Source organism: Bradyrhizobium sp. CCBAU 53421 (assembly GCF_015291625.1).
Taxonomy (GTDB): Bacteria; Pseudomonadota; Alphaproteobacteria; order Rhizobiales; family Xanthobacteraceae; genus Bradyrhizobium.
Genome location: NZ_CP030047.1, coordinates 6,720,408 through 6,733,938 on the forward strand (window position 1 = coordinate 6,720,408; position 13,531 = coordinate 6,733,938).

Genomic DNA, 13,531 nt, shown 5'->3' on the forward strand with positions numbered 1-13,531 from the left:
GCGAACGGGATATAAGGCGCGAGGCGCGCGGGTGGCAAGGCGTGCGTCACCCTCCCCTGGAGGGGGAGGGTGAAAGCAAGTGTCACACCGCCATCTTGCGATGCCGCACCGGGGCGCCGGCCGAAACGCTTTCCGCCGCATCGATGATCGCATTGGCGTCGATGCCATAGTGGCGGTAGAGGTCGCCGATCGTCCCGGTCTGGCCGAAATGCTCGACACCGAGCGCCTCGACCCGATGGCCGCGCACGCTGCCGAGCCAGCCGAGCGAGGCCGGATGGCCGTCGATCACGGTCACGATGCCGCAGTCGCGGCCGAGCGGCGCCAGCATGCGCTCGATGTGACTCAAATGCTGCACGCCGCGGCGGTCGCGGCGCAAATTCCGCGCGGCGGACCAACCGGCATAGAGCCGGTCGGCGGAGGTTACCGCCAGGAGACCGACATCGCGGTGGCTCTCGCCGATCAGGCCGACGGCCTCGATCGCCTCCGGCGCGACGGTGCCGGTATACGCAATGACGATGTCGCAGTTCGGGCCCGGCTTGCGCATCCAGTAGGCGCCCTCGGTGATGTCGCGCTGCAGGTCCGGTGTCATGATCCGTTGCGGCTGCTCCAGCGTTCGCGTCGAGAGTCGCAAGTAAACCGAACCGCCCTCGGCGCCCTCGCGCTGCATGTGGCCAAAGCCCCAGCCCATGATCACGGCAAGTTCATCGACGAAGCCCGGATCGAACGAGGCGAGCCCGTCCTGCCCGATCCCGATCAGCGGCGTCTTGATCGATTGATGCGCGCCGCCTTCCGGCGCCAGCGAGATGCCGGACGGCGTCGCCGCCACCATGAAGCGGGCGTCCTGGTAGCAGGCATAGTTCAAGGCATCGAGCCCGCGCTCGATGAAGGGATCGTACAGCGTGCCGACCGGCAGCAGTCGCGCGCCGTTGATCTGGTGCGACAGGCCGAGCGCCGAGAGCATGATGAACAGGTTCATCTCGGCGATGCCGAGCTCGAGGTGCTGCCCCTTCGGCGAATACTCCCAGGTATAAGCGGACGGGATCTTCTCCTGCCGGAACAGGTCGTGGTTCTCCAGTTTCGCGAACAGGCCGCGGCGGTTGACCCAGGCGCCAAGATTGGTCGACACGGTGACGTCGGGCGACGCGGTGACGATGCGCGAGGCGAGCTCGCTGTCGCCGCGTGCCAGCTCGTGCAGCACGAGGCCAAAACCCTGTTGCGTCGACATCTGCGCCGAAGCCTTGAAGGCCAGCCGCTCCGGCACGTCGATTTCAGGCGCCGAGAGACGGCGGCGTCCTTCGCGGTTGAACGGCGCCTCGGCCAGGAACGCCTCGAGTTGCGTGGGCTCTTGCGACAGGCCCTCGAACTTGTCCCACTCGTGGCCGGTGCGGATGTTCTGCGCGGCGCGCCACTTCTCCATCTGCGCCACCGTCATCAGGCCGGCGTGGTTGTCCTTGTGGCCCTGCATCGGCAGGCCGACGCCCTTGATCGTGTAGGCGATGAAGCAGACCGGACGATCGTGGTCGATCGCCTCAAAGGCCTCGATCATGCTCGCCATGTCATGGCCGCCCAGATTCGACATCAGCGCCAGCAGCTCGTCGTCGCTGCGGCGATCGATCAACGCCGACACCTCGCCCTGGTCGCCGATGTCGTCGCGCAGATGCTTGCGGAATGCCGCGCCGCCCTGGAAGCAGAGCGCCGCATACATCTGGTTCGGGCAATTGTCGATCCAGCGTCTGAGCGCCTCGCCGCCGGGCTCGGCAAACGCCTCGAGCATCAGCTTGCCGTACTTCACGATCACCACGTCCCAGCCGAAATTGCGGAACATGGTCTCGAACTTGGCCCACAGCCCCTCGCGCACCACCGCGTCAAGCGACTGCCTGTTGTAGTCGACTACCCACCAGGTATTGCGCAGGCCGTGCTTCCAGCCTTCCAGCAGCGCCTCGAAGATGTTGCCTTCGTCCATCTCGGCGTCGCCGACCAGCGCGATCATGCGGCCCTCGGGCCGCTCGCCCATCCAGCCATGCGCCTTGACGTAGTCCTGCACCAGCGAGGCGAACAGTGTCTGCGCCACGCCGAGACCGACCGAGCCGGTCGAGAAGTCGACGTCGTCGACATCCTTGGTGCGCGAGGGATAGGACTGCGCGCCCTTGTAGCCGCGGAAATTCTCCAGCTTGTCGCGGGTCTGGTGGCCGAACAGATACTGGATCGCATGGAACACCGGGCTCGCATGCGGCTTCACCGCGACGCGGTCCTGCGGACGCAGCACCGAGAAATACAGCGCCGACATGATGTTGGCGAGCGAGGCCGACGAGGCCTGGTGGCCGCCGACCTTCAGCCCGTCGGCCGAGGGCCGCACATGGTTGGCGTGGTGGATGGTCCACGACGACAGCCACAGCACCTTGCGGGCCAAAGCGGACAGCATGTCGAGGCGTTCAGGCGCGATTCCCATGTCAGTGTTCCTGGCAATGCTCCCAGCGATATCTTCGATGTTACTGCCGCGGGGGCCGCCGAAAATCTCAATTCCACGCGACAGCACAGGAAAAATTGGGATAAATTCCCACGATCCGGCCTCCACCAGCGAGTTCATCCCAATGCCTGCCCTCGATGCGATCGACCGCAAGATCCTGAGTCTGCTCCAGACCGACAGCCGCATGACCATGCAGGAGCTCGCCGACAAGGTCGGGCTGTCGGTGTCGCCCTGCCACCGCCGGGTCAAGCTGCTCGAGGAGCGCGGCGTGATCTCGCGCTACATCGCGACCGTCGACCAGAAATCGCTCGGGCTGCATGTCTCGGTCTTCATCTCGATCAAGCTCGCGCGCCAGAAGGAGGAAGACCTCAACCGCTTCGCGCGCGCGATCTCGAAATGGGACGAGGTGCTCGAGTGCTATTTGATGACCGGCAACCGCGACTATCTCTTGCGCGTCGTCGCCGCCGACCTCTCCTCCTATGAAGCATTCCTGAAGAACAAGTTGACCCGGCTCGACGGCATCGCCTCGATCGAGTCGAGCTTTGCGCTGAGCCAGGTGAAGTATTCGACGGCGCTGCCGGTGTGAGTGTTGGTGAGTGACTCCACCGTGCCAACACCACGCGTCGTCCCTGCGAAGGCAGGGACGACGATGAGGGTGGGCCGCGATTCAAGTTGCCACACCATGCGGGTCATCACCCGCTTTCGCGAGGGCTTTGCGAAAGTCGAACAGCTCGACGGGGCCGGACGGCTGTTGTTTGGGCCGGTTAGCGGCTGGACGGGCCAGCCATGATGGCGGTGCCTCGTTTGGTTAGGCGATGTGGGGTGGCGTCCTGGCCCATCGCTGGAGATTGATCGCGGTCGCGGCGAGCTGGAAAGCTGCGGCATTGCGTATCAGGCCCCGATAGCGGGCACGCGCAAGGCCGTAGACGCGCTTGAGCAATGCGAACAACGGTTCGATCGGCGCGCGTCGATGCGAGATGACCGCGTTACGACGCACCGCCCAAGGCCCCAAGCGAAGCCAGCGGTTGTGTCTGCGCATAATGCCGTCGCGAATATCCATCTGCTTCAGCCGCCCACGTCGCGCGATGGTATCGTAGGCTTTGTCAGCGTAGACTGTTGCCTCGTCGCCGCAGATCAGCTCGTCGGCGGGCACGGTGTCGTTGACATTGGCTGGCGTAAAGGCAAGGCGCCGGATGATGCGACTGCCTTGGTCCATCGCCACGTGCATCTTGTAGCCGAAGGCATATTTGCCGTCCTTCCTGGTCCAGGCGGCGTCAGGATCGTGAGGGCTTTTGACCAGCTTGCTGGCGGGGCGCCCGTCCGCATCCGGGGGCAAATCGGGATCCGGTGGTTCGGGCGGATTAACCGCCGAGCGGATCAGCGAAGCGTCAATCAATGTGCCGCGCTTCAAGACGAAGCCGGACTTCTCGATCTGCGCCGTAATCAGGGCAAAAGCGCGCTCCGCCAGCCCGCTCCTGGCCAGTTGTTCGCGGAAACGCCACAGCGTGGAATGATCCGGTACCGGCTCACTCAGCGACAGGCCCAGGAAGCGCCGGAACGACAGGCGGTCCACCAGCGCCTCCTCAAGGCCCGGATCGGACAACCCATACCATTGCTGCAGCAACAGCGCCTTAAACAGCGCCAGCGACGGGTAAGCGGGCGCTCCCATCGACCCGCTACGCAAGCCGCTCAGCAGCGCTTCAATCGCGCTCCAGTCGACCAGTTCCGATACTCGCTGCAAAGGCGCGTTGGCTCGAGCCGCGTCATTCACCAGCCCGTCGGTAAAGCTCAATTGACCAATCTGCCGCTCCGCCATCCGTTCCTCCGGCGAATCCTTCACCAAAGAGAATCATCCCGGCAGACTTCTGCAAAGCCCTCGCGAAAGCGGGTGATCCAGTATCCCAGAGCCGGGGTGCGGCCCGGCGCAGCTGAACGGGCCAAAGTCGGGCCTCGACAAGTCAAGCCTCGAATTGCGTCGATTTGTTTGGCGCGTGATCCCGGGCAATACTAGACTTGCTGCCATGGGACGCTCGAAAGATCCCGCCACAACGCACGGCCACAGCGACCAAGCCACCCGGACGTGACGGGCGGAGGGCGACCGGCCGGGAGGAAACCGGATGATCTCGGCCCGCTCGCATGTCGAGGAAATTGCGCATGTTGCCCTGGGCAAGGGCAGCCAGCGCGACGCGCCCGTGGTCCAGTCGTGGCTCCGGTGCCTCAACGATTATCGCCTCGATCCGGCCCATGCGCAGGAAGCCTATATCGTACCTGCGACCCAATTGAAGGAACATCGCGAGCAGTCGGACGAGTTGATCCGGATCGGCCGTTCGGCGGTCGAGGGCCTGTTCCGCCACGTCATGGACCAGCACTATGTACTCCTCCTCTCGGATGCCCGCGGCGTCACGGTTGATTTCATGGGTGACCCGACATTCGACAATCAATTGCGCCGCGCGGGCCTCTACCTCGGCTCGGAATGGTCCGAGAGCCGCGCCGGCACTTGCGCCGTCGGCGCCTGTATCGTCTCGGGCGATCCGGTCATCATCCACCAGGACGACCATTTCGACACCAGCCACATCGGCCTGACATGCACGGCGGCGCCGATCTTCGACACGCTCGGCGACCTGACCGCCGTGCTCGACATCTCGCAATTGCGCTCACCGACGGTCAAGGCGAGCCAGCATCTGGCCCTGCATCTCGTCACCACTACGGCCCGGCGGATCGAGCTCGCCAACCTGATGGCACGGACACGGCACGACTGGATCCTGAGGATTTCCCGTTCGCCCGATTTTCTCGATGTCGACCCCGAGGCGGCGATTGCCATCGACGCCAACGGCCGCATCTCCGGCCTGACGCATGGCGGCTTCCGCGCGCTCGCACGCATGTTCGATCCCCAGCCCGGCGCCACGCGCAGCGTGATCGGCACGCCGATCTCGCAATTATTCGACATCGACGTCGACGACCTGCCGCGCTTCACCCGCAGCCGGGCCGACCGGGAACGCGTGATCCGGACCCGTTCCGGCGTGATGCTGTTTGCAGGCGCGATCGCGCCGGTCACGCGCGCGCGCGGCCTGCCCGCCGCCGATCGCATCCCCCGCCCGTTGCGTGAACTGAGCTTTGGCGATGCCGCCATGGAAGCGGTGCAATTGCGGGCGTCCAAGCTCGCGCTACGGGACGTGCCGATCCTGATCCAGGGCGAGACCGGCGCCGGCAAGGAATTCCTCGCCCGCGCCATTCACGACATCCGCCCCAACCCCGGACGCTTCGTTGCGGTGAACTGCGCCGCCATCCCGGAGGCGTTGATCGAGTCCGAACTGTTCGGCTATGCAAGCGGCGCATTCACCGGTGCCGCACCGCGCGGCAAGGTCGGCCTGATCGAGGCCGCCGACGGCGGCACCCTGTTCCTCGACGAGATCGGCGACATGCCGATCGGACTGCAGGCGCGACTGCTTCGCGTGCTGTCCGAGGGCGAGATCACGCCAGTCGGCGCGCACCGGCCGAAGCCGGTCAGCTTCCGCCTGATCTCGGCATCGCATCACCGCCTCGATCAGCTCGTCGCCGACGGCCGTTTCCGTCGCGACCTGTTCTTCCGTCTCAATGCCGCGACGCTGATGTTGCCGGCCTTGCGCGAACGGCAGGATCTCGACGGGCTCGTCGATCACCTGCTTGGCCGGATCGGCGCCGACGAAGGCCGCGCCATCCGGCTCTCGCCCGCTGCGCGCATGGCGCTGCGCCGCCATCCCTGGCCTGGCAACCTGCGTGAGCTCGCCAACACGCTCCGCGTCGCCGTAGCTCTCGCGGACGGATCGGAGATCACGCCGGAGGATTTGCCCGTGACGCTGCGCAATCCTTCGGAGCCGGCGGCATCGGCAGGCGATGATCTCGCCGCCGAGCTCGCCGCCTGCGGTGGCAATGTCTCCGAACTCGCACGCCGGCTCGGTGTCGACCGGTCGACCATCCATCGCCGCCTCCGCCGCCTGAAACGAAGCTGACGCACCTGTGGCAGGTGTGGCGCCACAGCTGTGGCGCTGCCACGCTGCGCGACACGCTGACGCGTCCCTAAATGCTTGATTTCATGTGACCTGCTCGCCCGGCCTCCTTGGCATGCAGCTTGCGCTCCCTTGGCCGAACGCCGCGATCGCCGATCGCCGGCGTAATCACCAAGAGGAGGAAATGCATGCTGGACACCACTGCGAACGCCAAAGCTGAAGTTCTGCTCAGCCGGTTTGGCAAGGCACTCGAGGACGGCGACATCGACGCTGCTGTCGCGCTGTTTGCGACCGACTGCTACTGGCGCGATCTCGTCACCTTCACCTGGAACATCAAGACGGTCGAAGGCCGCGACGGAGTTCACGATCTGCTCACTCACACCCTCAGGACGGCCAAGCCGCGCCAGTGGCGCGTCGCGGAAGGTGAGACCGCCAGCGAAGCCGACGGCATCCTGGAAGCCTGGATCAGCTTCGAGACCGACGTCGCACGCGGCTACGGTCTGGTCCGCTTCCGCGACGGCCTGATCTGGACGCTGCTGACCACAATGGCCGAGTTGAAGGGGCATGAGGAGAAATCCGGCTTCACCCGACCGCTCGGCGCCAAGCACGGCGTCAATGCCGGCGCCAAGAGTTGGAAGGAGGAGCGCGAGGAGGAAGCCCGTTCCCTCGGCTACACCACGCAGCCCTATGTGGTGATCATCGGCGGCGGCCAGGGCGGCATCGCGCTCGGCGCGCGGCTGCGCCAGCTCAACGTGCCGACCATCATCATCGAGAAGAACGACCGGCCCGGCGACAGCTGGCGCAAGCGCTACAAGTCGCTCTGCCTGCACGATCCGGTCTGGTACGACCATTTGCCCTATATCGACTTCCCGAAGAACTGGCCGGTGTTCTCGCCCAAGGACAAGATCGGCGACTGGCTCGAGTTCTACACCAAGGTGATGGAGCTGAATTACTGGACCCGAACGACGGCGAAGCATGCTTCCTTCGATGAGACGACCAGGGAGTGGAATGTCGTCGTCGATCGCGACGGCGAGGAGATCGTGCTGAAGCCGAAGCAGCTGGTGTTTGCCACCGGCATGTCCGGCAAGCCGAACATCCCGAAGTTCAAGGGGATGGACCAGTTCAAGGGCGAGCAGCATCATTCCTCGCAGCATCCCGGGCCGGACGGCTACAAGGGCAAGAAGGTCGTCGTCATCGGATCGAACAACTCGGCGCATGACATCTGCGCCGCGCTTTACGAGAACGGCGTCGACGTCACCATGGTGCAGCGCTCCTCGACGCACATCGTCCGATCCGCGCCGCTGATGGAGGTCGGCCTCGGCGATCTCTATTCGGAGCGCGCGGTGAAGGCCGGCGTGACGACGGCGAAGGCCGACCTGATCTTCGCCTCGCTGCCGTACCGGATCCTCCATACCTTCCAGAAACCGGTCTACGACAAGATCCGCGAGATGGACGCCGATTTCTACGCCGCGCTGGAGAAGGCCGGATTCAATCTCGACTTCGGGACCGACGATTCCGGCCTGTTCATGAAGTACCTGCGGCGCGGATCGGGCTACTACATCGACATCGGCGCCTCGCAACTGATCATCGACGGCAAGATCAAGCTGGTCGGCGGTCAGGTCGAGGAGATCACGGCAAGCGGCGTCAAGCTCGACAATGGCCGCGAGGTCCCCGCCGACGTGATCGTCTACGCGACCGGCTACGGCTCGATGAACGGCTGGGTCGCCGACCTCGTCAACCAGGGGACCGCCGATAAGGTCGGCAAGGTCTGGGGCCTCGGCTCGGATACGCCGAAGGATCCCGGCCCCTGGGAAGGCGAGCAGCGCAACATGTGGAAGCCGACGCAGCAGGAAGCGATGTGGTTTCACGGCGGCAACCTGCATCAGTCGCGCCACTACTCGCACTACCTGGCGCTCCAGTTGAAGGCGCGCCTGGAGGGCATCCCGACACCGGTCTACGGACTGCAACAGACCCATCACAAAGGCTGAGACTCATCGTCCCGCCTGGTCTTTCGCTCCCGGACCAGGCGGGAATTTTTCACAGACAAGGGCTGGCCGGCCGCCCTCCGCATCTCGCCTGCACCAGGCTTTTCAGCCGCAGCCGAAGGCAAATCGCTCGCCTTCGTCGCCCTCGCCCCCATGTCCCGCCCCGCAAATTAAGTCGCCGCGACCGGATCGTCGCGGGAACCCGGCGGCTGGCCTCGATGTTGATGTCAGGCATCACTGAGTATCCGGAGGTGAGAACAGATGCTGAGGGCTGCCCGTAGCAAACACGCCGTGTTGACATTCGCCGCGATCCTCGCAGTCGCGGCATCGGCCGCGCTGTTCGCAGGCAGCGCCTACGCACGCGGCGGTGGCGGCGGTCACGGCGGCGGAGGCCACGGAGGCGGGGGTCATGGCGGTGGCGGCTTTCATGGGGGCGGCGGTGGTTTCCATGGTGGCGGCTTCCACGGCGGCGGATTTCACGCCGGCGGCGCGCGTGGCGGCGGCTTTCACACCATTCACCCCGCTGCAAGAGGCGGCACGAGGTTCAGCGGCGCTTCTGCTGCGCGTCATTCCCAATTCCGTCCAGCCGCTCACGCCGCGCGCACCGCGCCGAACATAGCTGCCGGCCGCCGCGCGGCCTCCCCGGCCGCGATGCGGCACAATGCGAGCGCCGTGGGGCACGCGCTAACCTCGCGCCAGGTCAGCACCGCCCTGCGCCAGCCCGGCGGCTTGCGCAATCCGATGACACGCGCCGCGATCACGACGGCCGCCGCCGGAGCCGCCCTGGGCGGCGCTGGGTGGTGGCGCCACTCGAACGGCGGCTATGGCTGGGTCGGCCCGGTCTTCTGGCCGTACGCCTATTACGATCTCTACGACTACGCCTGGTGGGGCTGGGGCTACGACCCGTACTTTTGGGATTACGGCTATGGCGATCTTTATGCCGGCCTGTTCGGTCCCTATGACTACGATGCCTTGAGCGGCTATGCCTATTACCTGCCCGGCTATGCCGGTCCCCGGCCGCCGGCCACGCGGCGATCACGCGCCATTGGTCAAACTACAGCCCTCGCCGACATGTGCGGCAGCGACAGGAGCGATATCGCGGGCTTCCCGATCGAGCAATTCCGCAGCGCCATTCAACCCAATGCGGAGCAGAGCGCAGCGCTCGACGACCTCGCCGGCGCATCGCAGAAGGCGTCCGCGACCATCCTCAATTCATGTCCCAGGGACGTGCCGTTGACCGCACCGAGCCGGCTCGCCTCGATGCAGCAACGGCTCCAGGCGATGCGCGACGCGGTCGGCATTCTTCAGCCGGCGCTGGAGAAGTTCTACGGGCTGCTCAGCGACGATCAGAAAGCCAAGGTGACGGCTCTGGTGGCAGATCAGCACCGCGGCCAGCGCGAGGCGACGGCGGACAACGGCAGTTGCAATACGGCGCAGCCTGCCCCCATCGCATGGCCCGGCGACGTCATCGAGCGCGATGTCAAGCCAACCGACGCGCAGCGGGCGAGCCTCGACGCCTTGCGGGATGCAGCGACAAAGGCCGAGGACACCTTGAAATCGTCCTGTCCGCCCATCGACGCGCGCACGCCACCGGCACGCCTTGCGGCGGTCGAGGCACGCCTCGATTCCATGCTGCAGGCGATCGGCACGGTGCGTCCGGCCCTGGATGGCTTCTACAGCGCGCTCAGCGACGAGCAGAAGGCCGCGTTCGATGCGATTGGCCCCGAGCGGGACGGCGGCAGGAGCGCGATGGCCGCCGCTAGCGGCGACGAACCGCCGCGAAGCCGTCATCGCCGTTACCACCATCATGGTCCCAATGTCGGCGGCATGATCTTCCGGATGATGGGCTTGTGAGGCGCGCGATCGCCTCACGTGCTTTGGCGGATACCAACTCGCGGCATCTCAGCGGGGCAACCGGCCGGAGCAACCGGGCTACGGCGCGATCCATATGCCGATCACGATGATAGCCAGCGAAACGGCGATCACCAGCATGTCGGTCGTGAGCCATTCGGGCATTCCATTTGATGGCTGCTCGCTCATGTCCGCGACTCCTTCTGTTCGCGTCGAGCCAATATGCTGAAGCCGAACAGCGCGAACGAGGATGAACTAGATCACATATCGGCGCGACAAGCGGTCGCTGCGAATTTCATGCATCCGCGCGCCCTCAAGTTGCAGCACGCGAGTGATCTGCCGCGCAGGTTTCTGAACATGTTCGATAGTGCCGGCGGTGCACGGTAGCACGTCATCGAACCGCGCGCTCTCAAAACCGCAAGCGACCGTCCTGGGGAAGACGGTGGGTTACGCTTCGCTAACCCACCCTACGCCCTCACAGCACCTTGCGCTGCGCCAGATTCTTCATCAGCGCACCGACGCCGAAGGTCCAGGGCTCGCATTCGTCGCTGCCCCGCATGCGGTTGACGAGTTTGCCGAGCTGCGGCGCGTCGATGGTAACGATGTCGTCGCGCTTGTGGGTGAACCCCTCGCCCTTGGCGTCGCGGTCCTTCACGGGCGCGAACATCGTGCCGAGGAACAGCGCGAAACCGTCGGGATATTGATGCACGGCGCCGATGGTCTGGGCGACCAGATCGGTCGGGTCGCGGCTGATCTTGCTGATCGAGGAATGGCCCTCGAGCACGAAGCCGTCGGCGCCTCTCACGGTAAGGCCGACATCCATCTTCCTGACGTCGTCGAGCGAGAAGGTCTGATCGAACAGCCGGAGCAGCGGGCCGATCGCGCAGGACGCATTGTTGTCCTTGGCCTTCGACAACAGCAGCGCCGAGCGGCCCTCGAAGTCGCGCAGGTTGACGTCGTTACCGAGCGCGGCGCCGACGATCTTGCCGGCGGCGGAGACCACAAGCACGACCTCGGGCTCCGGATTATTCCAGGTCGACTTCGGATGCAGCCCGGCATCCATGCCTGACCCGACCGAGGACAGCGTCGGCGCCTTGGTGAAGACTTCGGCGTCGGGACCGATGCCGACCTCGAGATACTGGCTCCAGGCGTTCTGGTCGATCAGCACCTGCTTCAACCGCATCGCCTGCTCGGAGCCCGGCTTCAGCTTGGAGAGATCGTCGCCGACGAGGCGCACCACCTCCTTGCGGATCGCCTCGGCCGACGACGGGTTGCCGCGTGCGCGCTCCTCGATCACGCGCTCGAGCATCGAGATCGCGAAGGTGACGCCGGCGGCTTTCAGCACCTGCAGATCGACCGGCGCGAGCAGGTGCGGTTTTGCCCTGTCGCGGCTGTCGGGCGGCGTGTTGGCGAGGATGGCGTCGAAATCGCCGATCCGCTCACCACGCGTGGCGCGCAAGGCTGCGGCGGGATCGGCTTCCTCGCACAACGCGCTCACGGTCGGGAAACGCGCGGTGACGTCGAACACGCCGTCCGCCCGCACCGCGACCACGGCCGGCCCGCCGGCCTGCGGCAGCCACACCCGTCCGACCAGCGTGCCGGCGGTGCCGTCCTCCGGCAGGACGTCTTTTGGCGTGAGCGAAATCATCGGCGTCTCCTTTTTTGATCTTGTGATCACTTGTTAGCACAGACCGCCCGGCAGCGTGAAACAGCAGTCATGCCAATGTCATAGAGGGGTAACATCGCCCGTCAATGCTCCCCGTCGTTCCATCTAACACACTGAAAGACGGACCTTCATGACCGCCTCCGCCCTCACCGACGAAGCCATGCGCGACGAAGCCCTGCGTGAGGAAGCTTTGCGCGCCCGCATCCATCAGGAAATGGCCGACAGCCTCGACGAGGAACTCGAGCTCGAGCTCGACGACATGAGGCTCGACGAGCTCGACCATGACGGCGCCGCCGGCAAGCCGTCGATCGACCGCAAGTTCTACTTCCGCGAATTGCTGCGGCTGCAGGGCGAACTGGTCAAGCTGCAGGACTGGGTGCAGCACGAGAGGAAGAAGGTCGTGGTGCTGTTCGAGGGCCGCGACTCCGCCGGCAAGGGCGGCGTCATCAAGCGCATCACCCAGCGGCTCAACCCGCGCGTCTGCCGCATCGCGGCGCTGCCGGCGCCGAACGAGCGCGAGCGCACGCAATGGTACTTCCAGCGCTATGTCTCGCATCTGCCGGCCGGCGGCGAGATCGTCCTGTTCGACCGCAGCTGGTACAACCGCGCCGGCGTCGAGAAGGTGATGGGTTTCTGCACCGACGAGCAATATGAGGAATTCTTCAATTCGGTGCCGGAATTCGAGCGCATGCTGATCCGCTCCGGCACCATCCTCTTGAAATACTGGTTCTCGATCACCGACGAGGAGCAGGCGTTCCGCTTCTCGATGCGGATCCAGGATCCACTCAAGCAGTGGAAGCTGAGCCCGATGGACGTCGAGGCGCGGACCCGCTGGGAGCTCTACACCAAGGCCAAGGAGACGATGCTGGAACGCACCCATCTACAGGACTCGCCGTGGTGGATCGTCGATGCCGTCGACAAGAAGCGCGCCCGGCTCAATTGCATCTCGCATCTGTTGAGCCAGATCCCCTATCAGCAGGTCACCCACCAACCGGTGGCGCTGCCGCCGCGGGTGCGCAACCCCGACTATCACCGCGGCCCGATCCCGCCGGAGATGTACGTGCCGGGAAGGTATTGATGCGGGCGCGCGCTCGCTCAGCTCCATCTCCCCGTTCTTACGGGGAGATGGTTGGGGCGAGGGGCTGCCTCCGCGCCGGCGGGTAATGTTACGCTCGCCGGGTGAGGCGCGCCTGCACAGTTTCGGAATAATAGAATAGTGCCACTGATTTGCCCGACATGTCAAGCTGCCGTGTCGAATGCCGGCACGCCGCCGGCTACTGTGCATGGGGTTGTTTTCGATATTTGGCAGAGCACCCCTGCGCAGGCCGGCTATACGCGATGAGCCTGCCGCAAGCTGGGACAAGGTGAAGAGATGGGCATCTTCTCTTCGCCACGCCTACCAATGGTGCAGGCGCGCGCCCTTGCTGGCAGAATGCCGGCACGCCGCCGGCTACTGTGCATGGGGTTGTTTTCGATATTTTGGCAGAGCACCCCTGCGCAGGCCGGCTATACGCGATGAGCCTGCCGCAAGCTGGGACAAGGTGAAGAGATGGGCATCTTCTCTTCGCCACGCCTA

The 13,531-nt window shown here is 65.2% G+C and carries 8 protein-coding genes; 5 read left to right on the forward strand and 3 right to left on the reverse strand.

Annotated features, from left to right (window positions below):
• Window positions 1-82: 82 nt before the first annotated feature.
• Window positions 83-2,449: a transketolase gene (locus XH92_RS31695; protein WP_194455642.1), complete on the reverse strand. Its 2,367-nt coding sequence runs from the start codon at window positions 2,447-2,449 to the stop codon at window positions 83-85.
• Window positions 2,450-2,591: 142 nt separating this feature from the next.
• Here XH92_RS31695 and XH92_RS31700 point away from each other — a divergent pair, with 142 nt between their 5' ends.
• Complete coding sequence (locus XH92_RS31700; RefSeq protein WP_024579268.1) at window positions 2,592-3,053, forward strand: Lrp/AsnC family transcriptional regulator; 462 nt, start codon at window positions 2,592-2,594, stop codon at window positions 3,051-3,053.
• Between the two features lie 222 nt (window positions 3,054-3,275).
• Here XH92_RS31700 and XH92_RS31705 read toward each other — a convergent pair whose 3' ends face one another.
• Window positions 3,276-4,283: an IS5 family transposase gene (locus XH92_RS31705; protein WP_194455643.1), complete on the reverse strand. Its 1,008-nt coding sequence runs from the start codon at window positions 4,281-4,283 to the stop codon at window positions 3,276-3,278.
• 301 nt (window positions 4,284-4,584) lie between these two features.
• Here XH92_RS31705 and XH92_RS31710 point away from each other — a divergent pair, with 301 nt between their 5' ends.
• The 3 genes from XH92_RS31710 to XH92_RS31720 all read left to right on the forward strand — a co-directional run bounded on the left by XH92_RS31710 (window position 4,585) and on the right by XH92_RS31720 (window position 10,292).
• Entirely contained in the window at window positions 4,585-6,456 is a 1,872-nt protein-coding gene (locus XH92_RS31710; RefSeq protein WP_194455644.1) for a sigma-54-dependent Fis family transcriptional regulator, read from the forward strand.
• Between the two features lie 185 nt (window positions 6,457-6,641).
• Window positions 6,642-8,441, forward strand: a complete 1,800-nt coding sequence (locus XH92_RS31715) for an NAD(P)/FAD-dependent oxidoreductase (RefSeq protein WP_194455645.1) — start codon at window positions 6,642-6,644, stop codon at window positions 8,439-8,441.
• A gap of 288 nt (window positions 8,442-8,729) precedes the next feature.
• Window positions 8,730-10,292, forward strand: coding sequence for a Spy/CpxP family protein refolding chaperone (locus tag XH92_RS31720; protein ID WP_371817842.1), 1,563 nt, complete (start codon window positions 8,730-8,732; stop codon window positions 10,290-10,292).
• 472 nt (window positions 10,293-10,764) lie between these two features.
• On the opposite strand, the gene XH92_RS31730 is transcribed toward XH92_RS31720, so the two are convergent.
• Window positions 10,765-11,937, reverse strand: a complete 1,173-nt coding sequence (locus XH92_RS31730; protein ID WP_194455647.1) for a fumarylacetoacetate hydrolase family protein — start codon at window positions 11,935-11,937, stop codon at window positions 10,765-10,767.
• A gap of 148 nt (window positions 11,938-12,085) precedes the next feature.
• On the opposite strand from XH92_RS31730, the gene ppk2 reads away from it, so the two are divergent.
• Window positions 12,086-13,033: a polyphosphate kinase 2 gene (gene ppk2, locus XH92_RS31735; RefSeq protein ID WP_371817843.1), complete on the forward strand. Its 948-nt coding sequence runs from the start codon at window positions 12,086-12,088 to the stop codon at window positions 13,031-13,033.
• The last annotated feature ends 498 nt before the right edge of the window (window positions 13,034-13,531 follow it).